A 24,391-nucleotide genomic window follows, 5' to 3' on the forward strand; every position below is an offset into this window, starting at 1 on the left:
CACTGCTCCCCCACCGTGTCTAGCGTAGAGAGCGATCCACCTGACGGCTCACCAGAACCGCACAGCGGATTGCCGAGGGTCCTCAGCCGCACCGCGCAAGGCCCCTCCCCGCCCCTGCCGACAGCCGTCGTTCGGCCTGGCACGGCGCCTTCACTCCCAGCTCCCCTCATTACCGATCTCGCCTCGTCCGAAGGGATTTCGACCATGCTTGAATCCGCCGCACCCACGCCCGCACCCGCCCCGCAGGACCGGGCGACCACCGGCACCACGACCGTGACCACCTGGTCCGCTCCGGACTTCACGGTCATCGAGACCGGCATGGAAGTCACGGCCTACTACCTCAACGACCTTTAGCAGACGCCCCCATGCTGCTGCTCACGCTGGGGACGGCTGCCGGTGGAGGAGTTCCGCAGTGGAACTGCGCGTGCCCCGGATGCTCCGGGGCACGCGCCCACCCCGACCGGCGCCGCAGCCACGACTCCCTCGCCGTTCTCGCTGACGACCGGTCCTCCTGGTTCCTCGTCAACGCCGGTCCCGACATCACGGAACATCTGGAGGCGCACGCCGAACTGCGCCCCGGAGCGGGCTGCGAGCGCACCCCCGTGGTCCGGATCCTGCTCACCGATGCCGAACTCGACCACACCCTGGGCCTTCTGAGGCTTCGTGAGGCCCACCACCTGGAGATCTTCGCCACCGCACCCGTGCGCCGGGCACTGCGCGAACGGCTAACCCTCGACACCGTACTCACGCCCTACACCACCATCACCTGGCACGAGCTGCCGACAGCCGGGCAGGCCCCCGCGGTGGCCGCCGGAATCGAGGTGTCCGCCGTTCCCCTGTCCACCAAGCGCCCCCGGTACGCCGCCGATGCCCAGGAGGACGACACCTGGGTCGTCGCCGCCCGGCTCCATGATCCCGCCCGCGGTACGACGGCGCTCTACGCGCCGGCGCTCGCAGCCAGGACCGAGGGATTCACGAAGGAGGCGGCCGAGGCCGACTGCGTCTTCGTCGACGGCACGTTCTGGGATGACGAGGAACCGCGAAGGCTGGGCATCTCCGCACGCACATCCACCGGGATGGGGCACCTGCCCATCGACGGCCCCGACGGCACGGCCAGCTGGCTGGCGCAGTTGCCGGCCCGCTGCGTCTACACCCACCTCAACAACACGAACCCCCTCGTCGACCCCTCCGCCCCGCAACACAGCACTCTCACCGGGCAGGGACTCGAAGTGGCACAGGACGGCATGGTGATCGAGCTATGACAACCGCACCCGTACGTCCGGCCCGGGACGCTGCACTCGCCGCACGGCCGGGCAACGCCCCACTGCCACCTGCCGAGTTCGAGCAGGAACTGCGGGAGCTCGCGAGGAGCCGCTACCACGACACCCACCCGTTCAACGTGCGGATGCACCAGGGCGGGCTCGGCCGCACCGAGCTCCGTACCTGGGTGGCCAACCGGTTCCACTACCAACGGAGCATCCCGGTGAAGGACGCGCTGATCCTCGCCAAGCTGCCCGAACCCGCCATGCGACGCTCCTGGCTGCGCAGGATCCAGGACCACGACGGCCTCACCGATGGCGAAGGCGGCATCGAGCGCTGGCTGAGGCTCGGGGAGGCGGTCGGCATCGACCGGGCTGACATGGAATCGGGCGAGTCCGTCCTGCCCGGGGTGCGCCTCGCGGTCGACGGCTATGTGAACTACTGCCGGCTGAGCCCCGCCCTGGAAGCCGTGGCGTCCTCGCTCACGGAACTGTGCGCGCCGAACATCATGCTGACCCGTCTGGAGACCTTCCCCCGCCACTACCCCTGGATCGAGGAAGAGGGTCTCTCCTACTTCCGCGGCAGGGTTCCGCAGGGGCGCCGCGACGGGGTGGAGGCACTGGCCTGGGTCACCGACTGGGCGCGTACCCGCTCCGAACAACTGGCGGCCCTGTCGGCCCTCTCCTTCAAATGCGACGTCCTGTGGTCGCTGCTCGATGCCGTGGAGCACGGGAGCAGCCCGGGAAGCGCACGATGACCACCCCCGACCCCGACCGCTGGTGCCCGCGCCCGGCACCCGCCGTCGTCCTGCGCCACGACCGGGCGCGCGGTCAGCACGTCCTGCTGATGCCGGAGCGCGTCGTCGTACTGAAGGGCAGCGCCCGTCATGTGATGGAACTGTGCGACGGCACACGAACGCTCGCCCGGATCACCGAGGAGCTGCGGGCCCGTTTCCCCGAAGCCCCCGTCGACGCGGAAGTGGGTCCGTTCGTGGAACGGATACGCGAGGAAGGCTGGATCCGGTGACCACGATCGCACCCCCCTGGGGTCTCCTGGCAGAGCTGACACACGCCTGCCCGCTGCACTGCGGCTACTGTTCCAACCCCCTTGAGCTGACACGCCGCTCCCACGAGCTGACCGCCGAGCACTGGGTGGACGTGTTCCGCCAGGCGGCGGAGCTCGGCGTTCTGCAGACCCATCTCTCCGGCGGCGAGCCGCTGCTTCGCAAGGACCTCGAAACCATCGTCACCGGTGCGGAGGAATCCGGTGTCTACACCCAGCTGGTCACCAGCGGTTCAGGGCTCACCGAAGATCGTCTACGCTCCTTGGCCCGTGCGGGACTGCGCAGCGTCCAGCTCTCCGTCCAGCACGCGGACCCCGGCGCCTCGGACCGTATCGCGGGGAGCCGGGCGTTCGCCGCCAAGGAGACCGCGGCGGCACTCGTCACCGCGGCCCGGCTGCCCCTGGGCGTCAACGCCGTACTGCACCGGCACAATCTGGATGCCGTCGACGGTCTCGTGGAGCTCGCCCTGCGCTGGGGTGCGGACCGCATCGAGCTGGCCAACACCCAGTTCTACGGCTGGGGACTGCTCAACAGGGCGGCGCTGATGCCCGGCCGCGATCAGCTCGCCCGTGCGGCGGAGTCCGTCGTCAGATGGCGGGAACGGCTGGAGGGACGGCTGGAAATCGTCTGGGTCGCACCTGACTACTTCGACGGGGTGGCCAAACCCTGCATGGGAGGGTGGGGTGCCGTCTCCCTCACCGTCACCCCTGACGGCACGGTCCTGCCCTGCCCTGCGGCAGGTACCCTGCCGGGGCTCGAACCGGTCAACGTCAAGGACCGCTCCCTGCGCTGGATATGGGAGGAGTCGAAGAGCTTCAACCTCTACCGAGGAACCGAGTGGATGCCCTCACCGTGCCGGACCTGTGACCGGCGCGAGCAGGACTTCGGCGGCTGCCGGTGTCAGGCGTTCGCCCTGACCGGCGACGCCGCACGCACCGACCCGGCCTGTTCCCTCTCCCCCGACCACAGCGCACTGACGGCTCTCACTCGCTCCGCCCCCGGTGAGGTGACCGATCTTGTCCCCCGCCGTCCGACCACAGGCACTCGGTCCGCGTCCCGCCTCTGACCTCCTTGTCGGACGGCCGGCTCAGGAGCGTCCACGCGAACCGCTGCGTGCGTGCTGGGTGGTCAGGCGGACATGGGCGCTCTGCTCGCCGAATCCGGCATAGCCGTCGTCACGCTGGACGATCTCGAAGAAGACGTCCCCGACGGTCGTGGTGTAGAAGTGGCGGAACTGGCCGCGTTCGTCGCAGTCGTAGAGGATGCCCAGCTCGCGATAGGTCCGGAGTTCGCCGGGGCCGAACACATGGCGCGCGGCCAGGTCGTCGTAGTAGTTGTCGGGGACCGGGAGGACATGTCCCGCGTCGCCGATCCGCCGCGCGGCACCGACGATGTCGTCGGTGGCCAGGGCGATGTGCTGGGAAGCGCGGTGGGAGGCGCCGGGCGCGGGATCGATGCTCAGCGCGATGCGCACCGAATGGTCCCCGTTGCTGACGGCTCGGCCGCGCCGCAGGCCGTACGGGTCGGGAACATCGATGCCACCGTGCGGCCTGAGCCCGATCACACTGCGGTAGAAGAGGAGGGCTTCGTCGTACTGGTGCCACGGCTGGGTGAGCGCGACATGATCGACGCCCGTGACCGGCCCGCTGTGCGACGGGGGATCCGCGACGGCGGCGAAGTCGTCCAGCCAGTCGGGCAGGTCCTGCCGGCCGGACGCGCAGAAGAACAGCTCGGTCCCGTCCGGTGCGGCAACCGTCTCCAGCAGGACGTCCGTGCGGGCGCGACGGCGCGGGAGGACCGGCGCCCCGAGCGACTCGGCCCGCTTGGCCGCAGCCCCGGGGTCGGGTGACTCCAGGCCGACGGCCGCGAGATGTGGCCCGCTGCCGCCGGTGGCGGGCTCGGTGTTCACCAGAACACGTGCGGCGCCCTGCTCCCAGAGGTCGACGGGCTTGGAGAGGTGCTTTCCGGTGCGGGAGAATCCCAGCGCCCTGAGCATCAGGGTGACCGGCTCCGTGTCCATGGTGACCAGTTCGACGAATGCAATACCGGTGGGCGCGATTGCTGCGGGAAGTTCACGTACCCCGGCGGCCTCCTGCAAGGCGATGAGGGAACGCATCGCGTCGATGGCCGTGCGGCCGGAGTCGGCCTGGCGGAAGACATCGTTGAACACTTCCAGCGAGAGCGGGCCGTCGTACCCGGACCGCACCACGGACCGGACGAATTTCGCGAGGTCGAAGTCACCCTGGCCGGGGAAGCACCGGTGGTGCCGGCTCCACTGCAGGATGTCCATGCCCATGAGCGGGGCATCGGCGAGCTGGACGAAGAAGATCTTCTCCCCGGGGATCGCGGCGAAGCCCGCGGGGTCGCAGCCGCGGGCCAGGATGTGGAAGCTGTCCAGACAGACGCCGAGAGCGGGGTGGTCGGCTGCCTCGACGATGCGCCAGGCGTGCTCGTACGTGTTGACGTGGCGCCCCCACGCAAGTGCCTCGTAGGCGACGCGGATCCCGTACTCCTCCGCCAGCTCGGCCAGTTCGCGCAGGTGAGCCGCGGCAAGGGCATCGTCGTCGCAGGCCTGTGGGGAGACGTTGGAGCAGACGAGCACGGTGTCGGTGCCGAGCCGGCGCATGACACGGAACTTGTGCTCGGCCCGGCGCATGCTCCGGGCGAATGCCTCGGCCGGCAGTCCTTCGACGTCTCTCATCGGCTGGTAGAGGAAGAGTTCGAGGCCCAGGTCCGTGGCCCGCGCCCTGATCTGCTCGGGCGTGAGCGGACTGGCCAGCAGGTCCTGCTCGAAGATCTCCACACCGTCGAACCCGGCACGGGCCACGGCGTTGAGCTTCTCGGTCAGCGTTCCGCTGACGCAGACGGTGGCGATGGACGTACGCATCGTGTTCCTTCTTCTGGCTTCAGCTGCGTGGGTCCGGGACATTTACGAGGTCGGCGACATCGGCGAGCATGCGTTCCACATCGGGTTCGCGTCGGGTGAAGAACCGGAAGGCGTCCGCGGCCTGAAGAGCGACCATTCCCGATCCGTCCAGCGTGGTGCAGCCCAGTGCACGTGCCTCGGCGAGCAGCCGCGTCTCCAACGGCCGGTAGACGACTTCGGCCAGCCACATCCGTGGACGGAGGAGTTCGGGCGCGAACGGAATACCGGGATGCGTACTCATCCCGGTCGGGGTGGCGTGCACCAGCCCGTCACAGCGGGCCAGTTCCCCGGCGAGGTCCGACGGGCCGCCGGCAACCACCCGTTTCGCGGGGAAGCCGGCCTTCAGCGAGGCTGCGAGCGACCGGGCCCGCGGCTCGTCGGTATCGATCAGGGTCAGGCGTCGGCACCCGAGGGCGAGCATGGCGTGGCCGACGGCCGCCCCGGCGCCACCCGCTCCCAGCTGGACCACGTGCGAGGTGGACGCACCGGGCAGTCCGCGGGAGAACGCGGCGCCGAAGCCGGTGACGTCGGTGTTGTGCCCGATGGCCCGCCCGTGCCGGAAGACGATGGTGTTCACGGCGCCGAGCGACTCCGCCTGCGGATCGAGGGCGTCCAGGTACGGGATGACCGTCTGCTTGCAGGGGTGGGTGATGTTGAGCCCGTCGTACCCGAGGTCGCGGGCCGCGTGCACGAGGTCGCCCACCCTTTCGGGGCCGGTACCAAGGGCATCCAGGTCCAGGAGCCTGTACAGGTACCGCAGTCCCTGCCGGTCCGCCTCACGTTCGTGCAGAGCGGGGCTGAGCGACGTGGTGATGCCCGCGCCGATCAGCCCGACCAGATACGCACCTGCGGTCACCTGCACCTCCGTAATGTACGAACTAGTACGTTACTTATAGCAAGAGCGGGCCGAGTCGAGAAGCCCTCGCGCCGAAAGATCCAGGCACGGCCCGCTCCTACAATCACGGGACACTCACCACGCACCGGAGGAGCAGGACATGTCCAGCGCCCAGGAGTCAGCGCCGCCCGCGGAGCGTCAGCGCGACGCGGCCCGCACCAGGGCGGAGATCCTCGCGGTGGCGACCAGGGAGTTCGCCCGGGACGGCTACGCGGGCGCACGGGTGGACAAGATCGCCGCCCTCACGCGCACGACGAAGCGGATGATCTACTACTACTTCGGCGGCAAGGAACAGCTCTTCACCGCGGTGCTGGAAGCGGCCTACTCGGAGATCCGTCAGCTGGAGGGCGAGCTGGACGTCGAGCACCTGGATCCCGTCGCCGCCACCCGCCGACTGGTCGAGCTGACATTCGACCACCACGAGGCGCACCCCGACTTCATCCGGCTCGTCAGCATCGAGAACATCCACGAAGCGGAACACATAATCGGCTCCGAGAAGTTGAGCCGACTCGGCTCCCCCGCGGCCGGGGTGCTGCAGAGCATCCTGAAGTCCGGTCGGGAAGCGGGGCTGTTCCACGCGGATGTCGACGCCATCGACGTACACGCGGTGATCAGCTCGTTCTGCTTCTTCCGCGTATCGAACCGGCACACGTTCGGCGCGCTGTTCGGCCGCGACCTGGTGGCCCCTGACAGCCGGGACCACTACCGGAACATGCTCGCAGACATGATCATCGCTTACCTCACCGCCCCGTCCACACCCCGCGGCCCCGTGACCGTCACCCCATGACCGTCACCCCTTGCCCTTGACCCGGGACCTCTGAAGCTGCACCGGGCCACGGCGGCTTCCGGTGCGCGCTCATCGTCCCGCCCGCCCCCCTCATCGCGCTCCACGCGCACCCGGCTATTCTGGCCGCCGCACCGGACACGGGGTGCCCCGCACAGGGGCTGAGAACACACCCGTCGAACCTGAACCAGTTAGCACTGGCGGAGGGATGTCTTCATGTCATTGCCGTACACCCAGGACGAGCGCGCGGCCACGGAGCCGCAGCACCCTTTCGACGGGCGCATGCCCACCGCCCCAGGTGATCTGCGTATCGAGGCGCACGGGATAGCCCCGGTTCCCGAGGACCGTCGCTACGGCGGGCCCGGACGGCTGTTCACCGTGTGGTTCGCCCCCAACCTGACGATGACCGGCGTCTTCACCGGCACCGTCGGTATCGCACTGGGCCTGGACTTCACCACGGCGCTCATTGCCGTCGTGCTCGGCACCCTCGTGGGCGCCGTGCCCACCGCGTATCTGGGTACCTGGGGAAGCCAGACCGGCTCCGGGCAACTTCCGCTGTCACGGCTGGCGTTCGGCCGTGGTGTGGTGCTGCCGGGCACACTCCAGTGGCTGTCGTCGATCGCCTGGGACGCGCTGATCGGCCTGTTCGGCGGGGACGCGCTGGCCCAGCTGTGCGGCTGGCCGTTCTGGCTCGGGGTGCTGGTCATGATGGCCGCCCAGGGTGCCCTCGGCGTCCTGGGGTACGAGGTGATCCACCGGCTCCAGACCGTCATGACCTTCGCCCTCGCGGCCGCCTTCGCGGTCCTGTCCACGAAGCTGCTGGACGGTGTCCGTCCCGTCGCCACCGGCACCGTGCACGGCGCGGACCGGGCGGGGGCGTTCGTCCTGACGTGCACCATCGCCCTGAGCCTGGCGCTGTCCTGGGCCCCGTACGCCAGCGACTTCAGCCGCTATCTGCCGCGCACCGCGTCCCGGCCGCGCATGTTCTGGTGCACGCTGCTCGGGGTCAGCACCTCCTTCGTGGCCGTCCAGGCCCTCGGTCTGTGGGGCGCGTCCGTCTTCACCGACCAGACGGCGCGCGGCATCGACACCCTGCTGGGCGGGGGCGCGCTCGGAGCGTTCGGGCTGCTCGCCGTGGCGCTGGCCGCGCTGTGCAGCAATGCCATGAACGACTACAGCGGATCGCTGGCGCTGCAGACCATGGGCGTCCGCCTGCCTCGCCCCGTCGCCGCGGCACTCGCCGCAGCGCTCGGCTTCCCGCTCGTGCTGTGGATGCACGCGGCCGACACCACGACACGCTTCCAGAACGTGCTTCTTCTCGTCGGCTACTGGATCCCCGGGTTCGTGGCGATCGTCGCCGTGGACTGGCTCGTCCGGGCGAGGGACCGCGGCCACTCCCCCATCGACCTGGCCGCCGAGAGCATCCACCGACAGCCGTGGTGGCCGGCGCTCACCGCCTTCGCCGTAGCCTTCGCGGCGGCGGTGCCGTTCATGAGCACCAGCCTGTACGTGGGCCCGGTCGCCGAGGCGCTGCACGGGGCGGACGTCGCCTACGGGGTGGCGTTCCTCGTGGCTCTGACGGTGTACACCCCGCTGCGACTGCGCCACCGTGGCTGACGGCCGGAAGGTGATCGCCGCAGCTGCCGTCAGGTCGACGACGTTCTTGCGGCTGGGTCGCCGCGAGCGCGGCCACGCGTACACCTTCGGCTCGACTTCCACCTTCGTGAAGAACGGCATCGGCTCCAACACATGGGTCAACTGCTCCTGGCCGGGCCGCCACCCGGCCAGGAGCGGTCCCTCAGACCTTCTCGGACTTCCGCAGCGCCTGCCACGTCGTCCGCCCCACGATCCCGTTCGCATCCAGTCCCGCCCGCTTCTGGAAGGTGACGACGGCCCCGTGGGTCAGGGGGCCGAAGTCGCCGTCCACCTCGCCGACTTCGGTGATGTCGTGCAGGTACCTCAGCAGGCACTGGAGCTCGCGTACCTGGCTGCCGCCGTCGCCCTTCCTGACGGTGAAGTCCCACGTGCCGCTCCAGCCCGCCGTGTAGCCGCGGCCGTGGGTGTCGTCCTCGTACACGGCGGGCTTCTCACACGTGGGTGGAACCGCGGACGCCGGGGGCGAGTCCCGCAGGGTGTACGTCATCGTCGTCGCCGTGCCCAGCGCGACCACCACCAGCGCCGCGCCCAGGGCCGGCCGAACCCACCGCCGGGGGCGCAGTCGCGGCAGCCGGGCCGAACGGGCGGCACCGGCCGCCTGTTCCACCTGTCGCAGCAGGGCCTCGGTGCCGATGCGTTCGGCGTGGGTGCGGGCGAGGCAGTCGGTGATGATATGCCGCCAGCCGTCCGGGAGTTCGGGGGACAGTCGCAGTTCCTCGGTGCCGCGCGCGTAGCGCGTGGCCGCGTCACAGCGAGCCTCCGTCGTGCTTCCGGGCAGCGGAAAGGTACCGGTCAGGACGGTGTGGGCGAGGACACCGAAGGCCCAGACGTCGGCGGAGGGCCGGATCTGCGTGCCCCGCTCGTCGACCTCCGGCCAGAGGAGCTCGGGCGGTGTGTAGTCCGGGGTCGCGAAGGCGGGCGCGTAGGCGTGGGTGCCCTCCAGCTCGGCGGCCATGTTGAAGTCGGCGAGCCGCACCGAACCGCCCTTGAGCAACAGCACGTTGGCGGGTTTGAGGTCCCCGTGCACCCAGCCCGCATGGTGCAGCTGGTGCAGGCCCTCGCAGATCTGGGCGAGCAGCCCGGGACCCGCCTTCGGCTTCGGCTCGTGTTCCAGTGCGGCGCCCAGAGAGCCCTCGGCGCGTTCGAGTACGAGGACCGTGGCGCCGTCGAGGTCCGGGTGGCTGGGGTCGTCGATCGTCAGGGTGTCGTACATCCGGATCAGGCGGGGTGCGTGCAGCTTGCCCAGCAACTCCACTTCCCGCTCGGCCAGTTTGCGCAGATGGTGCAGCTGGCGTGGGGTGCGGGTGCCCGTGGGCATGAACTTCAGGGCGGCCTGGCGGGGCAGGCCGGGCTGGTCGTCGCCGACGAGTCTGCCCGCGTGGACGGTGGCGAACGCACCGGAGGCGAGGTGTTCGCGGACCTCCCAGGGTCCGACCCGGTAGCCCTGCGGGACGGGGATGGCGTACGGCTGCCCCGTCATCGGAACACCTCACTCGGGGGTGGGACGAGTACGGCCAGGTCGTCCTCGCGGACCAGGTCGAACCGGAGCGCCAGCGAGACCAGTGACTCCTTCTTCCCGTTGACCCGTTGGCCGGGCTCCGCCGTGTCCGGTCCCGGCCTCAGGCGCAGTTTGACGGTGAGGTAGTCGACGTTCCAGTAGACGGCCGAGCGGTTGACTGTCGGCCAGACCGGCCGCAGGCGGTCCACCAGTTGTTCGACCGCCGGCAGCGGGGCGTGGGGTTCGCCGCGCAGGCGCGGTTCGCACAGGGCGGTCAGGACAGCGAAGTACCGCTTGGTGCGGTCGAGGGTGAACGCGGGTGTTGTCAGGGCTCCGGAGAGGCCGTGGCGGGCGACGCTCCCGAAGGCGTGGCGCGGCGCCCACACGTCGAAGGTGAGCAGGTCGCCCGCGGCGGGCAGGACCACGCGCGAAAACTCGAAGGGGACGGGGGCACCGAGGCGGCCGGGTGCGATCTTGATGTGTTCGCCCGCGCCTTCCGGGTTCTCCACGACGTAGGTCTGGTGCTCGCTGAGATTGCTCAGCAGCCAGAAGTTCCGGTGGGCCGTAAGCTCGCCGGCGATCCGGGGCACCCCCTCATGCACGATGGTGAGGCCGTCGTCCGCCTCTGCTCTGCCGAACGCGAGCCGCTCACCAGCGGCGATCTTGAGTTGCCTGTCCGTGCCGCCGTGCGGCGGTGGTACCACGATGACGCTGTACACGGAGTCGTCCCCCTTCTCCGACGCCATGGGGGCGCACCCCCAGTCCGACGAGGGGCAGAGTAAGGGATGCCTTACCGACTAGGCGAAGCTTTGTGCGCGCAACGGCGAGTCTGTGAAGGGGGGCATGGTGAATCCGCTGCTGTCGGCTGCGGGTCCGCCCCTTCCCCGTCATGGTGACCTGGTCCGGATATGGCCTGCCGGAGTACCAGGATGCGCCGCCGCAGGTCGGAAGTATCGACAACCCCCGCGCCGGGGGCGTACGTGTTTCCTGGTACCTCGTGTCAGAGAGAGGAGCCTGGTGCCTCGGGGAATTCCCGGACGCGGGGCAATCCGGACGCGACGACCCACAGCGCGCTCAGTACGGCGCTCACCGTGCCGATCCACAGGGTTGGCCGCAGGCCGAGCGCGGTGCCCAGCGTGCCGGCCAGCACCGCGCCGATCGGGCGCACTCCGAAGTTGGCTGTCTGAACCACGCCCATCACGCGGGAGCGAAGTGTCTCCGGAATGACGGCGACCAGATAACTGTTGGCCGAGATGTCCAGGACCGCAACCCCGCAGCCGGCGCCGAGCTGCGCGGCAACCAACGCCGCGATCACCAACGGCCCCGGCCCCTGGGCCAGCGGCACCAGCAGCAGGGGCAGGCCGAACCCCAGGAAGCCGGTGACGACGCTCGGGCCGATGCCGATCCGGCGCACCACGCACAGCGCGGCATACGCACCGGCCGGCCCGCCGAGCCCGAACGCGGCGACCACCGCCCCCAAGGCCCCGGCTGTCAGCCCCAGCTCGTCCTCCCGTACAGCACGAACAGCGTCCCCAGGAACGTGTGGCACAGGCTCAGCATGGAGACACCTGCCAGCAGTAGCCCCGGGGTGCGGTTCGCTGTCACCCACCGCAGCCCGGCCGTCAGCCCACCCCCCTCACGCGGTGCGGGCGGCGCCTCCTTCGCCCTGATACGTCCCAGGCACACCGCCGACACCAGATAGGTCATGGCGTCCATCAGCAAGGCGAACGGCGCCGACAGCGCCTGCACCAACGCTCCGCCCGCGCCCGGCCCGGCGACCGCGGCCGCCGACCTGCTCCCCGAGCGCAGCGCGTTGCCGTCCACGTACCTGTCGGCGGCGACCACTGACGCGTACACCTGGTGATTGCAGACCCGGAACTACACGGTCAGTGCCCCGACGACGAACTCCGTCACGTACAGGTGAGCCAGCGTCAGTGACCTGCACGCGTACGCCAGCGGAACCGAGGCAATCGCGGCAAACCACCCGATGCCCGCGACGATCATCGCCCTGCGCCGATCCGTCCGCCGATCCGCCCAGGCCCCGCCCGGTATCGACAGCAGCAACGAGGGCAGCATTGCCGCCGCTGTGAGCCACCCCATCTCCGTCGCGCCCGCGTCCAGCAACACCACGGCGGCCAGCGGAATCGCCAAGAAGTTGATCTCGTCCCCGACCAGCGAAACACTCTGCGCACTCCAGTGAAGCGGGTTGCGGAACTGCCGCGAACACAGGCAGCGGCAGCCCCGCATTCTCGGCCGGCTGCCAGCGGCCGACCTGGTGACTCAGGGAGGCGAGTCCCTAGGCTGGTCGGCCTCCGGCACGTTCCCACTGGGCCTCGTCCCATTCCACATATTCGATCTGGACGCCGCCTGGCAGCTTGGCAGTCAGGTTCCGGCCAGTGGGAACGGCTTGCGGACCGCGTACGATCTGCGCTCCGGTCCGCTTGAGCAGCGCCCTGCACTCGTCGAGGTCATCGATGATGAGCGTGGCCACTGTCGCTCTGTAAGGCTCCAGTACTCGCTCATCGCCCGCCACCACCAGGACTCGGCCGACGGTGGCCAACTCCAAGCCGTTCGGCATCGTGAAGCGGGTGCTGATCGGCTCACTCGTAACCGTGGTGAGCGGAGCCAGCACCGCATCCAGATCGTCGGCGTAGACGCGGGCGTACGTACGGAAGATGTGCATGATCACCAACAAGGTGTCAAGAGGCGCAGATATTCCCCTAGCCATCGAGACGAGGACGTGAGTCTCCGATGACATCAGAGCGCGTAGCTCTCCCACCCCTCTTAAGTCCCGCCCGACCGACCACGTGGCCGCAGGGGACGGGATCTCACGAGCGTGCGCGTCAGAGTGGGTGACCCGGTTCCGCCGCTACGGTGAACTCGGCCTCCAGGACCGCTCCTCCGCGCCTAGCCACCAACCGACAGCCACCCCGGGTGACCTCGCGGGTGCGCCGTTGGCTCGACCTTGGAGAGATCCCACGCGATCCCGTACCGCAACTGCTCGCCGCCCTGTTCACCGAGCGTCTCGGTCGTGTAGTGACCACCGAGGACCTCGGCTTGACCCGTCCCGCAAGCGTGGGGGCACGCCGCAACAGTGCGGAGCAGCGACACCCCGATGGGCTGCCATAGGCGCCCGAGCGGACCGCCGTGGTGCTCACGGAATTCGCGGGCATGGACCTCATGCTCAATAGCCGCGGCTTCGTAAGCGAGAACGCCTCGCTCCCAGCCGATCGATCGATTCCACTGTCAGGGAACGTCTTGACAAGGACAGTCCCGCCGGATGCCGGGCCGGGAGTGTCAGAGATCTGAGTTCCAGCTCGCCTCGGCCCTCGACTCGCCGCCGAAGCCGCCAACCATGCACGAGCTCGTTGCTACTGAGCATGATCGGGTGGTGTCGGACGGTTTACCAAACAGCGTCAAGGTGGCCTTGGTAGGCCTTGTGCGGTGAGTTATTCGCAGGGCGGCTTGACCGACGTCGAAAGAGCCGCGCGGGAGCGGGTCCGGCGTCAGGCCGCGACTGGCTTCGAGGCGGGCGGGAAGGACCGGAGTTCCCACGCTGCGGATCTCGGAGCGGTCGGTGGAACGTTGGCAACGCCATTGACGCGAGGGCGGCCCTGCATAAGGTGGCCTCCAAGGGGTCACCTGGTCGACCCCGACTATCTGACGCGCAGATGGTTAGGTTGGAGCGCGGCCCGCTGGCCCACGGGTGAAGCAGAAATCCGGCGCCGCCGGGCCGTGGGGACAACGAGGTTCTCCCTTCCCCGCGCCGTGTAGATCGGCTTGTCCCTGCCAGCCCGGCGCAACGAACTTCGCCAGCCAACGAAACGCCGCGACTCAAACGATGCGAGTCTTGACCAGCATGGGCGATGAACCATGCGCGGAGGGCAACGGTGTGGACTGTCCCGGGGCTACCGACCGTCCCTCTCGGAAGGGACCGTCGATAGTCGTCCACAGGCGGTCCCGCTCCTCGCGCGGCAGGTCGCCAACCAACCGAGCGAGCTGCTCGAGATCCCTCTCGCTACTCCGTCACCGCTCTCCCGCGAGGTCGACTTCTTCCCGGTGTACCGGTGCCGGATCCGCCGTCTCCGGACGACGCCACGGGTGCTCGATGGGCGCCGACACCGCGCGCCACCACGCGTCCGTGGGGAGCTCCCCCGCCGGTTCGAACGGTTCCCCCGCACGGGGGAACGCCACTGCCTGGTCGGCCTCCTCAGCCACGTCCTTCAGCCACTCCCCCGGCTCCGACCACGGGTGCGGGGCGAGATTGAAGGTGCCCCAGTGGATGGGCAGCAGCGCGCCGTGGGGCCTGCCGCCCTGGAGGTCCAGATGCGCGCGCAGGCCCTCGGTCGGGGTCATGTGGATGTCGGGCCAGTACTCCGAGTAGGCGCCGACCTGGATCATCGTCACGTCGAAGGGGCCGTGCTCGGCGCCGATGTCCTGGAAGCCGGAGAAATAGCCGGTGTCGCCGCTGTGGTAGACCCGGTGCTCCGGGCCTGCGACGGCCCACGACGCCCAGAGCGTGTGCTGCTGGTTGCGCAGACCCCGGCCGCAGAAGTGCCGGGCGGGGGTGGCGGTCAGGCTGATGTCCGCGATCCGCGTGGTCTCGTTCCAGTCGAGCTCGTGGATACGGTCCAGCGGCACACCCCAGCGCTCCAGGTGCGCGCCGACGCCCAGCGGTACGGCGAAGACCGTGTCCGTCCCGGCCAGGGCCTTGATCGTGGGCAGGTCGAGGTGGTCGTAGTGGTCGTGGGAGATCACGACGGCGTCGACGGTCCCGAGCGTGGCGAGCGGCACCGGTGCGGGATGCAGTCGCTTGGGCCCCGCGAAGGCGAACGGCGAGCAGCGCTCGCCCCAGACCGGGTCGAACAGCACCCGGCGGCCGTCGATCTCGACGAGCACGCTGGAGTGGCCCAGCCAGGTCACCCGCAGGCCGGACACCGGCGGCGCGGCGAGGTCGGCCAGAGTCGTGGCGTGGACGGGCACGGTGCCGAGCGGGGACCGGCGGGCCCGCTGCTCCTTCTGGAAGTACACCTTGGCGAACTCGAGCATGGAGCCGGACGGCCTGGTCCGCGCGCCCTCCGGGTTCTGGAACACTCCGTCGGCGAAGTTGGGCGAGCGGCGGATCCGCTCCATCCGGGTCCCCGACGGGTCCGCCCCGAAGGCGTCGGGGCGCAGCGAGCGGAGTCTGGTACGAAGCGAAGGCTGGTTGTCGGCGCCGGTCACTACATCTCCTGAGGGAGTCGGTGTCGTCTCATTATGGTCGGCAGGCAGGACAGAGCGAGGGCTCGGCGGTGAACGGAGCATCATCGCGCCGTCCGCCGGACCGTCTCCCCGGGAGGGCCACGTCAGGCACGCGGCTGGCCGTAGACGTGCTCGATCCGCAGGGTCAGGACGACTCTGCGGTCCTGGACCATCACCCTGCGGTAGTCGTCCCAGTCAGGGTGTTCTCCCCGGACGTCCCGGTAGAGCGTGACCAGCTGCTCCACGGTCGCGTCCTGGGGGTCGGCCGCGGGCGGGGTCAGCTCGGCTGTGGCATCGGCGACGGTCCACGCCCACCGGTCGTCGCTGGTCACGTGGTAGCTCGCCCGCGGGTCCCTGCGGAGGTTACGGGTCTTCGCCCTGTCCTCCGTGATGGAGACCCGGATGACGCCTTCGTCGGGGTAGTAGGCGTGGTTCACGTTGGACAGCTGGGGCCTGCCGTCACGCTTCAGGGTGACCAGCACCCCGCCGTCGTGCTCCCCGAGCAGTCGGAGCAGTGCCTCGCGCACAGGTTCTGTCATGCCGACTCCAACGTCCGGGCCCTCCGTAGGATTCCTCATCCGGGACAGCGCTTAGGGTGACCGGATGGTGAGAGTACGGCTGAGTGTGGCGGAGCGGCGTGAGGAGCTCCTGCGTGCCACTGTCGAGCAGATCGAGGTCCGGGGTGTGTCCTCGGTCCGTATTGCCGATGTGGCGGCCGTTCTCGGGGTGAGCAACGCGCTGGTGCTCTACCACTTCTCGTCCAAGGAGAAGTTGGTGGGCGCCGCGTTCGCATACGCGGCGGAGGCCGATCTCGCCCATCTGCGCATGCTGCTGACCCGGCGCACCAGTGCGCTCAGGCGGCTCCGCGCCGCCGTGCGCTGGTACGCGCCGACCGGGCAGGCCAAGGGCTGGCGGCTGTGGATCGAGGGCTGGGCCTCCTCCCTGCGTGATCCGGTGCTGCGCGAGGTGGCCGGAGATCTCGACCAGCAGTGGAAGGCGGAGCTGGCCGAGGTGATCGAGGAGGGGGCCGCGGCGGGAGAGTTCCACTGCGACGATCCGATGTCCGTGGCCTGGCGGCTGACGGCCCTCCTGGACGGGCTGGCCGTCCAGATGACGTCGTACGCGGGTCCGCTCTCCCCCGCCACCATGCTGCGGTGGACCGAGGAGGCGCTCGCCCGCGAACTCGGCATCGACCACGCGGTCCTGACCGCCTGAGCCTCGGCTGCGGCTGCCAGGGCTGCGGTGCGGCTGCCGTCGCGACCGTCCCGTCAGGTCTGGCGCACCGGTGCGTAAGCCTCTCCCTGGAGCCCGAAGGTCCAGGCGACGCCCTCCTTCGCCGTCCGGGTCCTGGGTGGTACCCGAAGCCAGTAGGTGCGGTGTGTGCCGTCCGGCTCGGGGGTGGAGTTGACGACTTCGACCATCACGACGTCCTCGTCCCCCTCCATCGCGATGCGCCAGAGGATGCCGGTCTCGTCACGGTGCACCGGCTGCGCGCCGGACTCCGAGAGGTAGCGGTCGTAGCCGTAGAACTCCAGCATCACGCGGCGCAGCTCCGCGTTCTCCTCGGCGCGTATCCGCTCCGGGGTCAGGCTTGCCAGACTGTCGAGGAATTCGACCGGCACGGGCATTCCACGCCAGGCGTACAGGGCGAAGCCGTCCGGGTAGGCCAGGGCGGGGCCATCACCGCGGTCCAGCCGTCCCGCCTCGTCCCGGTGGAGCTCCTCGGGACGCTCGCTGATCACCACAGCGTGCTCGTAGGGCCACCACCAGCCGGTGTTCCTGGCGACCTCGGCCAGTCCGGTCAGCCGGTCGCCACGGCCGTCGAAAGCCGAGAGCCAGGCGGCGTCGTGCTGGCCGAGGACCGCGTCGAGCAGCATCAGACGGACGGCGGACTCCTCCTCGGGCGTGGCGGCGAGCTCGGCGACGACTCCTGTCCTTATCCGCTCGGCCAGCGCGGCCGTGGTCTCCCACAGCTGGGCGCCGGTGGCGGACCACAGCGCGGACCAGCCGGCCGGGCCCAACTCGTCGTACATCCGGCGTCGTTCCTCCGCCCAGGGGCGGGTGCGGATGTCCTCGCGCACCGAGCGTCCCGCGCCGGACAGCTTCTCCACCACCGCGACGGCCGCTCTCGGCGAGTCCGCCCAGATGATGCGCTCCGGCTCCGCGAGCCCCGCGCCGCGGTAGGCGAGCCGCACCCCGTCCTCGGCCGCGCCACGGTCGGCCCTGCCGGTCGCCGCCGCCACGGCCCGCCACGCGTTCACGTACTGCATCGGAATTCCCCGTCCCCTGTTTCCTGTGTTCCCGTGCTTCTGTGTTTCTGCTGTTCCTGACCGCACCTCACCGGACAACCGCGCGCCGGGAACGGTCAGTCGGCGACGACGCGGACCGCGCCCGGGGCGTACTCACGCTGACGCACGACGCGGAACCAGCCCGTCGGCAGCGCTATCGCGGCGTGCTCCTCATGCACCACGCGTCCGCCCTCGGGGAGATGGAGCAGCATCGGGCCGAACGGCCCCGCCTCCCGCATCAGCCGGCCAGGTCCCTGCACCGCGTGCGCGTGGCCGGTGACCTCTCCGAGCGCCAGGACCAGCCGCCCCCGCCCGTCGCGCCGTTCGCCCGGTGCGTCCAGGAAGTGCGCGGGCACCTCGGACTCCTCGATCGCCACCATCAACACGTCACCCTGCCGGTACACAGACGTCTCCCCTCCGCTCCGGCACCCGCTGTGCCGGTCACAGGTAAAACGCTACGAGGAGGGTCTGACATCGGGCCCTGACCACCGGATGGCCAGGGCCCGGCCGTCCCGTTGTCAGTGGCGCTTGATAGACCTTGCGAACATCAGTCGTCCCCAGTATCAGGAGATCGGTGCCATGTCCGAAGCGGACCGTCTGCACGAGTTGCTCGGCCTTCCCGCCGTCGATTTCCGGCGCGAGACCGAGGGGACACCCCGCCCCGCGGCCGGCGACGTGGCCTGGCGCGTCAGCGTCGACCCGTTCGGCGACGACGAGGAGGTCACCTGGGAGGAGGAGTTCGGCGCCTTCCTCGACGCCGTCGATCCTTCAGAGGTCAAGGCCCTGATCATCGGGCAGTGGGGCGAGTCGTACGAGGAGAATTCCACCTACCCCATAGGTCTCGTCACGGACGCGGCCGACCGGCTGACCTCGCTCAAGGCCGTGTTCGTCGGGGATCTGACGGCCGAGGAGGCCGAGATCTCCTGGATCGAGCAGTCCGATGTCACGGTTCTGCTCACCGCCTTCCCCGCCCTCACCCATCTCGGGGTGCGCGGCGGCACGGATCTGGTGTTCTCGCCCGTCAAGCACGGGGCCCTGCGTGAGCTCACCTTCGAGACCGGTGGCCTGCCCGCCCAGGCGCTGCGCGGAGTCCTGGACAGCGAGTTGCCCGCCCTGGAGCACCTGGACCTCTGGCTCGGTGTCTCCGCCTACGGGGGCGATGCGACCGTCCCGGACCTGGCACCGCTGCTCGCCGGTGGCCGTTTCCCCCTGCTGCGCCATCTGGGCCTGCGCAACAGCGAGTTGCAGAGCGAGATCGCCGCCGCGCTCGCTTCGGCGCCGGTCGTCGCGCAGCTCCGCACGCTCGATCTGTCCAACGGCACGCTGGGGGACGAGGGCGCGGCGGCACTGCTCGACGGCCAGCCGCTCACCCATCTCACCTCCCTCGACCTGCACCACCACTTCCTGACCGAGCCGATGGAGCGCCGCGTCAAGGAGGCCTTGGAGCCGCACGGGGTGTCGGTCGATCTGTCGGGGCGCTCCGAGCCGTGGGACAACCTCGGTCCCGAGGGCCGCTACACCGCGGTCGCAGAGTGAGGACGGTGACCCCGAGTACGACGAGGCAGGCTGTGCCGCCGTCCACGAGCAGCGGGGCGCCACGCCTCGCGGTCGTCGGAATTCCCGCCGGCCGAAGGGTCGCCCTCTTCCAGGACGCCGTGCGCGCCGCCGGCCTGCCCGCCGCGCGCACGGTGTCCTGGCCGGACGTACTGCGGGGCGATGCGGCTTTCGTTCCGGGGGAGACCGTGCGCATCGATTCGCCCGGCGAGGACGCCGAGGTGGACCGGCTGCTGCGCGGGGGCACCGATCCGACCAGGGTCGAGGGTTCGGCCCGCTGGTACGCGCGCTTCACGTCGGCCGTGCGGGAGGTGGCTCGGGCGGCCACAGCCGCGGGTTCGGTGCTGCTGGACGACCCCGAGGACATCGCGGTGCTGTTCGACAAGCGGCTCTGTCACGGCGTCCTCGACGCCGCCGGGGTGCCCGTGCCGTACTCCCCCACCTCGGGGCCTGACGCCGGCCCCGTGCGGGGGTGGGCCGATGTGCGCCGGCTGCTGACGGACCACCGGATGCCGAGGGTGTTCGTGAAGCCCGCGCACGGCTCCTCCGCCTCCGGGGTGATGGCTCTGGAGACGGCGGGCCCCGGGAGGATCCGGGCGACCACCTCCGTGGAGCAGGACGAGGAGGGCCGGCTGTTCAACTCCCTGCGGGTGCGCCACCGCACGACGGAGCGTGAGGTCGCGGCCCTCGTCGACGCTCTGGCCCCCGACGGGCTGCACATCGAGCGCTGGGTGCCCAAGGCGACCCAGCGGCGGCGGGCCGCCGACCTCAGGGTCGTGGTGGTCGCCGGACGGGCTACCCACGCGGTCGTACGGACCAGCCGCTCCCCCATGACCAATCTCCACCTGGGCGGCGCACGCGGTGATCTGCACGCGGTGCGGGCCGCCATCGAGGCGGCGGGCGGCAGTTGGGACGCCGCCCTGGCCCTGTGCGAGCGGGCGGCGGCCTGCTTCCCGGACACGCTGTGCGTGGGCGTCGATCTGCTGCCGACGACCGGGTGGCGCCACTTCTCCGTCGGCGAGGTGAATGCCTTCGGAGATCTCCTGCCGCGCCTGACCGGCCTGCCGGGCAGCGGCGCGGAGGGCCTCGACACCTACGGGGCGCAGATCGCCGCCGTGGCGGGCACCGCCCCGGATGCCGTGCCGGACACCGCTCCGGCGAGCAACGACCGAGCAAGGAACGACCGTGTCACCGATGTCCCCTGATTCCACCCACCGCGGCGCGCCGACCGCGAACCCCGACATGAACGCGATCGTGGGCAGCCACGATCTCCTGCTCGTCACCCTGGACACCCTGCGCTTCGACGTGGCGCAGGAGCTGGCCGCGGCCGGGCGCATCCCGAATCTCGTGCGGCAGCTGCCCGGCGGCGTCTGGGAGAAGAGGCATGCGCCGGGCAGCTTCACCTACGCCTCCCATCAGGCGATCTTCGCGGGCTTCCTGCCGACGCCCGCCGCGCCGGGCCCTCACCCACGGCTGTTCGCCGCCCGTTTCGCGGGCAGTGAGTCGACCTCGGACGGCACCTTCGTCCATGAGACCCCCGACGTCCTGTCCGGCCTGGCAGCCGTGGGCTATCGCACGGTGTGCGTCGGCGGTGTGGGGTTCTTCAACCGCCGCCCGCCGCTCGGCTCGGTGCTGCCCGGCATGTTCCAGGAGAGCCACTGGGAGCCCGAGTTCGGTGTCGCATCCCCGACGTCGTTCGAGTCACAGGTCGAGCGCGCCGAGCAGGTCGTCGCCGAACTCCCCGCAGACCAGCGGCTGTTCCTCTTCGTCAATGTGTCGGCGCTGCACCAGCCCAACTGGTTCCACCTGTCGGGTGCCACGGCGGACGCGGGTGACTCCAGGGCCACACACGCCGCGGCCCTGGAGTATGTGGACCAGCACATCGGGCGGCTCTTCGCTGCGGCGAGCAGCCGTCGCCGATGTTTCGCGATCGTCTGCTCCGATCACGGCACGGCGTACGGCGACGACGGCTACACCGGCCACCGGATCGGTCACGAGGCCGTCTGGACGGTGCCCTATGCCCACTTCTTCCTCGAACCGGAGGTGATCCGATGACCGGCACAAGGCACGGCACCGGTCCGTACCGCAGCTACGTCTACGCCTACCCGCACAAGACGGCCTACCGTCCGCTCGAAGGCCACCCCGGCGGACGGCCGTCGCTGCGTGAGCTCTGGGCGGCGGAGCGCAAGGACGCGCTCTCCCTCTACCTCCACATACCTTTCTGCGAGGTCCGCTGCGGCTTCTGCAATCTGTTCACCCGGATCGGTGCGCCGGAGGAGCTGACGACGCGTTACCTCGACGCGCTCGACCGGCAGGCCACCGCCGTCCGGGACGCGCTGGGGGACGAGGAGCGGGTGCGTTTCGCCGCTGCCGCGTTCGGTGGCGGCACCCCCACCTTCCTCACTGCGGGCGAGCTGGAGCGCCTCTGCGACATCGCGGAGAAGCGGATGGGCGCCGATCTGAGGGCGGTGCCCCTCTCGGTCGAGACCTCGCCCTCGACGGCGACCGCGGACCGGCTGGCCGTCCTGGCCGACCGGGGCGCCACCCGGATCAGCATCGGTGTGCAGAGCTTCGTCGACGCCGAGGCGCGGGCTGCGGTCCGGCCGCAGCACCGCTCCGAGGTGGAGGCCGCCCTCGCCCGGATACGCGACGCCCGTGTCCCGGTCCTCAACATCGACCTGATCTACGGCATCGACGGCCAGACGGAGGCGAGCTGGCGCACCTCGCTGGACGCGGCCCTGGCCTGGCGCCCGGAGGAGCTGTACCTCTATCCGCTGTACGTGCGCCCGCTGACCGGTCTCGGACGCCTGGCCGACGGGGCCGAGCCACCGCAAGGACCGGACACCGCCTGGGACGAACAGCGGCTGGGGCTCTACCGCGCGGGCCGCGACCATCTGCTGGCCCACGGCTACGAGCAGGTGTCGATGCGGATGTTCCGCCGCGCGGACGCACCGCAGGCGGGCCCCGAGGACTACGCCTGCCAGACCGACGGCATGATCGGGCTCGGCTGCGGGGCCCGCTCCTACACCTCGTCCCTGCACTACTCCTTCGACTACGCGGTAGAGACGCGGGAGGTCCGGGGCATCATCGACGGCTTCACCGCCACCGAGGACTTCTCCCGGGCGGAGGTCGGCAGGTACGTCGACGAGGACGAGGCGCGCCGACGCCACCTCCTGCAGTCGCTGCTCCAGGCCGAGGGCATGCGGCCCGCCGGGTACCGCGAGCGCTTCGGCACCGATCCGTACGAGGACTTCCCCGCGGAGCTGGAGCTGTTCGCCGCGCGCGGCTGGCTGGACGAGGCCGCGGGCCCCTCCCTGCTGCGTCTCTCCCCCGAGGGCCTGGCCCATTCCGACGCGCTGGGCCCCGAGCTGTTCTCCCCTGCCGTGCGGGCCGCGATGGCCGCGTACGAGGCGAAGTGAGCGGAGCGATGGGCATGGACCTGACGATCCTCTACCGGGGCCCGCTGGCCTCCTGCGACTACGACTGCCCCTACTGCCCTTTCGCCAAGCAGCGGGACAGCGTGGAGCAGCTCCGGTCCGATCGTGCGGCGCTGGAGCGGTTCACCGCGTGGGCCGCCGGGCAGACGGAGGACCGGCTGAATGTGCTGTTCACCCCGTGGGGCGAGGGCCTGGTGCGGTCCTGGTACCGGAAGGCGCTCGTCGAGCTGTCGCAGCTGGAGCACATCGGCCGGGTCGCGATCCAGACCAACCTCAGCGGCCGTACCGGCTGGCTGGCCGGGGCGGACCGCGACAAGGTGGCTCTGTGGTGCACGTACCACCCGGGCCAGACGCCGTACGAGCGTTTTCTCGGGCGGTGCCGGGAGCTGACGGCCCTCGGGGTGCGTCACAGCGTCGGGATCGTCGGCCTCGACGAGCATCTGGAGGAGGCCCGCCGGCTCCGCTCCGCGCTGCCGCCCGAGGTGTACCTCTGGGTCAACGCGGCCGAGGGCCACACCTACACGGACGAGCAGGCGGAGCGCTGGACCGCTCTGGACCCGCTGTTCGCCTACAGCAGGCATCCGCACCGCTCGGCCGGGCTGCCGTGCAGGACCGGCGAGTCCGTCGTGTCGGTGGACGGTGACGGGACGGTGCGCCGCTGCCACTTCGTCCCTGCCGAGCTGGGCAATCTCTACGACGGCAGCTACCGGAGCTCGCTCGGTCCGCGCGGCTGCCCGCTCGATGTGTGCGACTGCCACATCGGCTATGTGCACCTGGAGACACTGCCGTTGTACGACGTCTTCGCGGGCGGCGTGCTGGAGCGGATACCGGCCCGTCCGACGGCGCCCCCCGTCCCGGACGGGTTCGTGTCCCCTGGCCCGTCCCGGCGTCCGCTCCCCCTGGTCGGCCGCTGACCGGAGTCCGGCGGGCCTGCCAGGGGCGCCGCGCGGGCGTCAGAGCGGCAGCAGGTCGGGGCGCTTTGCCTCGACGTGGTCCCCCGAGGACTCCCCGCGCAGCCTGCGGCCGATCCACGGGACGAGGTACTCACGCGCCCAGTTGATGTCGTCCCGCCGGACCTCGAGCGCTCCACGCTGCGCCTGCGGGGGCCACACCTGGTCGGGGTCGGCCGGCACCTCGATGCCGAGCACCTGGGCGGCGCGCAGCGCGACGCGCGTATGACCCTCCGCCGAGAGGTGCAGCCGGTCGTTGTCCCAGGCCCGCCTGTCCTGCACGGACCGCAGCGACCACAGGTCGAGGACCGGGCAGTCGTAGCGGTCGGCGATGGACCTGACATGTGCGGTGTACGTCGCGATCTTGCCCCGCAGGTGCTTGAGCACGGGGACGCCACGGGTGTCGAAGCCCGTGGTGACCATGACGGTGCCGACGGCCTGTGTCAGATCGGCGACCGCGCGCTCGAAGCGCTCCGCCACATCGTCCGGGTCGGAACCCGGACGGAGGATGTCGTTTCCACCCGCACAGAAGCTCACCAGGTCGGGGGCGAGTTCCTTGGCGCGGGGTACCTGCTCCTCGACTATCTGGTCGAGGAGGCGTCCGCGTACGGCGAGATTGGCGTACCGGAAATTCCCGTGCGTGTCGTCCTCGGGGCCGCCCGCCGCATCAGGGGCCGGGAGCTGGTCCGCGAGGAGCACCGCGAATCGGTCCGCCCAGCCGACGAGCGTTCCATCGGGGCCGGGGTCACCGACGCCCTCGGTGAAGCTGTCGCCAATCGCTGCGTACGACCCGATGATGCCTCGTTGTTTGTTTCTCGAATCGTCTGCCACAAGCGCTT

The 24,391-nt window shown here is 70.3% G+C and carries 26 protein-coding genes, 2 pseudogenes and 1 riboswitch; of the genes and pseudogenes, 15 read left to right on the plus strand and 13 right to left on the minus strand.

Annotation, left to right across the window (positions count from 1 at the left end; all coding sequences use genetic code 11):
* Nucleotides 1-204: 204 nt before the first annotated feature.
* The 5 genes from pqqA to pqqE are packed head-to-tail and all read left to right on the plus strand — an operon-like array spanning nt 205 to nt 3,389.
* On the plus strand, nt 205-354 hold the full coding sequence (pqqA, locus tag OG623_RS02810) for a pyrroloquinoline quinone precursor peptide PqqA (protein WP_406143962.1): 150 nt from the start codon (nt 205-207) through the stop codon (nt 352-354).
* An 11-nt stretch (nt 355-365) separates the two neighbouring features.
* Nucleotides 366-1,262, plus strand: coding sequence for a pyrroloquinoline quinone biosynthesis protein PqqB (gene pqqB / locus OG623_RS02815; RefSeq protein WP_406143963.1), 897 nt, complete (start codon nt 366-368; stop codon nt 1,260-1,262).
* Nucleotides 1,259-2,017, plus strand: coding sequence for a pyrroloquinoline-quinone synthase PqqC (gene pqqC, locus OG623_RS02820; protein WP_406143965.1), 759 nt, complete (start codon nt 1,259-1,261; stop codon nt 2,015-2,017). The genes pqqB and pqqC overlap by 4 nt, the downstream gene beginning before the upstream one ends.
* A complete protein-coding gene (gene pqqD, locus OG623_RS02825) occupies nt 2,014-2,286 on the plus strand; it encodes a pyrroloquinoline quinone biosynthesis peptide chaperone PqqD (RefSeq protein ID WP_406143966.1) in 273 nt (90 codons plus the stop codon). Before pqqC ends, pqqD begins: the two co-directional genes overlap by 4 nt.
* A complete protein-coding gene (pqqE, locus tag OG623_RS02830; RefSeq protein ID WP_406143968.1) occupies nt 2,283-3,389 on the plus strand; it encodes a pyrroloquinoline quinone biosynthesis protein PqqE in 1,107 nt (368 codons plus the stop codon). The genes pqqD and pqqE overlap by 4 nt, the downstream gene beginning before the upstream one ends.
* Nucleotides 3,390-3,410: 21 nt before the next feature.
* Here pqqE and OG623_RS02835 read toward each other — a convergent pair whose 3' ends face one another.
* Both OG623_RS02835 and OG623_RS02840 read right to left on the minus strand, forming a co-directional pair.
* Entirely contained in the window at nt 3,411-5,210 is a 1,800-nt protein-coding gene (locus OG623_RS02835; RefSeq protein ID WP_406143969.1) for a bifunctional sugar phosphate isomerase/epimerase/4-hydroxyphenylpyruvate dioxygenase family protein, read from the minus strand.
* Nucleotides 5,211-5,229: 19 nt separating this feature from the next.
* Complete coding sequence (locus OG623_RS02840; protein WP_406151648.1) at nt 5,230-6,105, minus strand: shikimate dehydrogenase; 876 nt, start codon at nt 6,103-6,105, stop codon at nt 5,230-5,232.
* 139 nt (nt 6,106-6,244) lie between these two features.
* Here OG623_RS02840 and OG623_RS02845 point away from each other — a divergent pair, with 139 nt between their 5' ends.
* Both OG623_RS02845 and OG623_RS02850 read left to right on the plus strand, forming a co-directional pair.
* Nucleotides 6,245-6,931, plus strand: a complete 687-nt coding sequence (locus OG623_RS02845; protein WP_406143971.1) for a TetR family transcriptional regulator — start codon at nt 6,245-6,247, stop codon at nt 6,929-6,931.
* A 128-nt stretch (nt 6,932-7,059) separates the two neighbouring features.
* A riboswitch (TPP riboswitch) is annotated at nt 7,060-7,154 on the plus strand.
* Nucleotides 7,145-8,545: a purine-cytosine permease family protein gene (locus OG623_RS02850; protein ID WP_406143973.1), complete on the plus strand. Its 1,401-nt coding sequence runs from the start codon at nt 7,145-7,147 to the stop codon at nt 8,543-8,545. Its footprint overlaps the riboswitch before it by 10 nt.
* Before the next feature lie 181 nt (nt 8,546-8,726).
* Here the strand turns inward: OG623_RS02850 and OG623_RS02855 are convergent, their stop codons facing one another.
* The 6 genes from OG623_RS02855 to OG623_RS02880 form a co-directional block, all read right to left on the minus strand.
* Complete coding sequence (locus tag OG623_RS02855) at nt 8,727-10,064, minus strand: protein kinase domain-containing protein (protein WP_406143974.1); 1,338 nt, start codon at nt 10,062-10,064, stop codon at nt 8,727-8,729.
* The gene (locus OG623_RS02860; protein WP_406151650.1) at nt 10,061-10,801 is read right to left on the minus strand and encodes an FHA domain-containing protein; all 741 of its coding nucleotides are present in this window, start codon (nt 10,799-10,801) and stop codon (nt 10,061-10,063) included. The genes OG623_RS02855 and OG623_RS02860 overlap by 4 nt, the downstream gene beginning before the upstream one ends.
* A 281-nt stretch (nt 10,802-11,082) precedes the next feature.
* Nucleotides 11,083-11,553, minus strand: coding sequence for an MFS transporter (locus tag OG623_RS02865; RefSeq protein ID WP_406143975.1), 471 nt, complete (start codon nt 11,551-11,553; stop codon nt 11,083-11,085).
* Between the two features lie 20 nt (nt 11,554-11,573).
* Complete coding sequence (locus tag OG623_RS02870) at nt 11,574-11,939, minus strand: hypothetical protein (RefSeq protein WP_406143977.1); 366 nt, start codon at nt 11,937-11,939, stop codon at nt 11,574-11,576.
* 21 nt (nt 11,940-11,960) lie between these two features.
* Nucleotides 11,961-12,233, minus strand: coding sequence for an MFS transporter (locus OG623_RS02875; RefSeq protein ID WP_406143979.1), 273 nt, complete (start codon nt 12,231-12,233; stop codon nt 11,961-11,963).
* Nucleotides 12,234-12,378: 145 nt separating this feature from the next.
* On the minus strand, nt 12,379-12,765 hold the full coding sequence (locus OG623_RS02880) for a hypothetical protein (protein ID WP_406151651.1): 387 nt from the start codon (nt 12,763-12,765) through the stop codon (nt 12,379-12,381).
* A 73-nt stretch (nt 12,766-12,838) separates the two neighbouring features.
* Here OG623_RS02880 and OG623_RS02885 point away from each other — a divergent pair.
* Both OG623_RS02885 and OG623_RS02890 read left to right on the plus strand, forming a co-directional pair.
* Nucleotides 12,839-13,021, plus strand: a pseudogene (locus OG623_RS02885) (leucine zipper domain-containing protein); the annotation flags it as partial.
* Nucleotides 12,966-13,322 (plus strand): annotated as a pseudogene (locus tag OG623_RS02890) (hypothetical protein); the annotation flags it as partial. The pseudogenes OG623_RS02885 and OG623_RS02890, both read left to right, overlap by 56 nt.
* A gap of 786 nt (nt 13,323-14,108) precedes the next feature.
* Here OG623_RS02890 and OG623_RS02895 read toward each other — a convergent pair.
* A complete protein-coding gene (locus OG623_RS02895) occupies nt 14,109-15,305 on the minus strand; it encodes an MBL fold metallo-hydrolase (protein WP_406143981.1) in 1,197 nt (398 codons plus the stop codon).
* A gap of 122 nt (nt 15,306-15,427) precedes the next feature.
* Nucleotides 15,428-15,862, minus strand: a complete 435-nt coding sequence (locus OG623_RS02900; protein ID WP_406143983.1) for a PPOX class F420-dependent oxidoreductase — start codon at nt 15,860-15,862, stop codon at nt 15,428-15,430.
* Between the two features lie 64 nt (nt 15,863-15,926).
* Between OG623_RS02900 and OG623_RS02905 the strand changes: the two genes are divergently transcribed.
* The gene (locus tag OG623_RS02905; RefSeq protein ID WP_406143985.1) at nt 15,927-16,538 is read left to right on the plus strand and encodes a TetR/AcrR family transcriptional regulator; all 612 of its coding nucleotides are present in this window, start codon (nt 15,927-15,929) and stop codon (nt 16,536-16,538) included.
* A gap of 53 nt (nt 16,539-16,591) precedes the next feature.
* Here OG623_RS02905 and OG623_RS02910 read toward each other — a convergent pair whose 3' ends face one another.
* Together OG623_RS02910 and OG623_RS02915 are read right to left on the minus strand one after the other, a co-directional pair.
* Nucleotides 16,592-17,593, minus strand: a complete 1,002-nt coding sequence (locus OG623_RS02910; protein WP_406143986.1) for a DUF6745 domain-containing protein — start codon at nt 17,591-17,593, stop codon at nt 16,592-16,594.
* A gap of 95 nt (nt 17,594-17,688) precedes the next feature.
* The gene (locus OG623_RS02915; protein WP_406143987.1) at nt 17,689-18,015 is read right to left on the minus strand and encodes a hypothetical protein; all 327 of its coding nucleotides are present in this window, start codon (nt 18,013-18,015) and stop codon (nt 17,689-17,691) included.
* A gap of 175 nt (nt 18,016-18,190) precedes the next feature.
* Here OG623_RS02915 and OG623_RS02920 point away from each other — a divergent pair, with 175 nt between their 5' ends.
* Genes OG623_RS02920 through OG623_RS02940 form a run of 5 tightly spaced genes read left to right on the plus strand, consistent with a single transcriptional unit; the run spans nt 18,191 to nt 23,516 of the window.
* Entirely contained in the window at nt 18,191-19,147 is a 957-nt protein-coding gene (locus OG623_RS02920; RefSeq protein ID WP_406143988.1) for an STM4015 family protein, read from the plus strand.
* A 32-nt stretch (nt 19,148-19,179) separates the two neighbouring features.
* Nucleotides 19,180-20,370, plus strand: coding sequence for an STM4014 family protein (locus tag OG623_RS02925; RefSeq protein ID WP_406151652.1), 1,191 nt, complete (start codon nt 19,180-19,182; stop codon nt 20,368-20,370).
* A 37-nt stretch (nt 20,371-20,407) separates the two neighbouring features.
* Nucleotides 20,408-21,220: an STM4013/SEN3800 family hydrolase gene (locus OG623_RS02930; protein ID WP_406151654.1), complete on the plus strand. Its 813-nt coding sequence runs from the start codon at nt 20,408-20,410 to the stop codon at nt 21,218-21,220.
* The gene (locus tag OG623_RS02935; protein ID WP_406143990.1) at nt 21,217-22,584 is read left to right on the plus strand and encodes an STM4012 family radical SAM protein; all 1,368 of its coding nucleotides are present in this window, start codon (nt 21,217-21,219) and stop codon (nt 22,582-22,584) included. Before OG623_RS02930 ends, OG623_RS02935 begins: the two co-directional genes overlap by 4 nt.
* 14 nt (nt 22,585-22,598) lie before the next feature.
* Entirely contained in the window at nt 22,599-23,516 is a 918-nt protein-coding gene (locus tag OG623_RS02940) for an STM4011 family radical SAM protein (RefSeq protein ID WP_406143992.1), read from the plus strand.
* A 39-nt stretch (nt 23,517-23,555) separates the two neighbouring features.
* Here OG623_RS02940 and OG623_RS02945 read toward each other — a convergent pair whose 3' ends face one another.
* Nucleotides 23,556-24,383, minus strand: coding sequence for an SGNH/GDSL hydrolase family protein (locus OG623_RS02945; protein WP_406143994.1), 828 nt, complete (start codon nt 24,381-24,383; stop codon nt 23,556-23,558).
* Between the last annotated feature and the right edge of the window lie 8 nt (nt 24,384-24,391).

Source organism: Streptomyces sp. NBC_01012, from assembly GCF_045162755.1.
GTDB lineage: Bacteria > Actinomycetota > Actinomycetes > Streptomycetales > Streptomycetaceae > Streptomyces.

Coding starts and splice junctions, on each gene's coding strand:
- pqqA (WP_406143962.1), top strand. CDS start 205: ATGCTTGAATCCGCCGCACCCACGCCCGCACCCGCCCCGCAGGACCGG.
- pqqB (WP_406143963.1), top strand. CDS start 366: ATGCTGCTGCTCACGCTGGGGACGGCTGCCGGTGGAGGAGTTCCGCAG.
- pqqC (WP_406143965.1), top strand. CDS start 1,259: ATGACAACCGCACCCGTACGTCCGGCCCGGGACGCTGCACTCGCCGCA.
- pqqD (WP_406143966.1), top strand. CDS start 2,014: ATGACCACCCCCGACCCCGACCGCTGGTGCCCGCGCCCGGCACCCGCC.
- OG623_RS02835 (WP_406143969.1), bottom strand. CDS start 5,210: ATGCGTACGTCCATCGCCACCGTCTGCGTCAGCGGAACGCTGACCGAG.
- OG623_RS02845 (WP_406143971.1), top strand. CDS start 6,245: ATGTCCAGCGCCCAGGAGTCAGCGCCGCCCGCGGAGCGTCAGCGCGAC.
- OG623_RS02850 (WP_406143973.1), top strand. CDS start 7,145: ATGTCATTGCCGTACACCCAGGACGAGCGCGCGGCCACGGAGCCGCAG.
- OG623_RS02855 (WP_406143974.1), bottom strand. CDS start 10,064: ATGACGGGGCAGCCGTACGCCATCCCCGTCCCGCAGGGCTACCGGGTC.
- OG623_RS02880 (WP_406151651.1), bottom strand. CDS start 12,765: ATGCACATCTTCCGTACGTACGCCCGCGTCTACGCCGACGATCTGGAT.
- OG623_RS02900 (WP_406143983.1), bottom strand. CDS start 15,862: ATGACAGAACCTGTGCGCGAGGCACTGCTCCGACTGCTCGGGGAGCAC.
- OG623_RS02905 (WP_406143985.1), top strand. CDS start 15,927: ATGGTGAGAGTACGGCTGAGTGTGGCGGAGCGGCGTGAGGAGCTCCTG.
- OG623_RS02910 (WP_406143986.1), bottom strand. CDS start 17,593: ATGCAGTACGTGAACGCGTGGCGGGCCGTGGCGGCGGCGACCGGCAGG.
- OG623_RS02920 (WP_406143988.1), top strand. CDS start 18,191: ATGTCCGAAGCGGACCGTCTGCACGAGTTGCTCGGCCTTCCCGCCGTC.
- OG623_RS02930 (WP_406151654.1), top strand. CDS start 20,408: ATGAACGCGATCGTGGGCAGCCACGATCTCCTGCTCGTCACCCTGGAC.
- OG623_RS02935 (WP_406143990.1), top strand. CDS start 21,217: ATGACCGGCACAAGGCACGGCACCGGTCCGTACCGCAGCTACGTCTAC.
- OG623_RS02940 (WP_406143992.1), top strand. CDS start 22,599: ATGGACCTGACGATCCTCTACCGGGGCCCGCTGGCCTCCTGCGACTAC.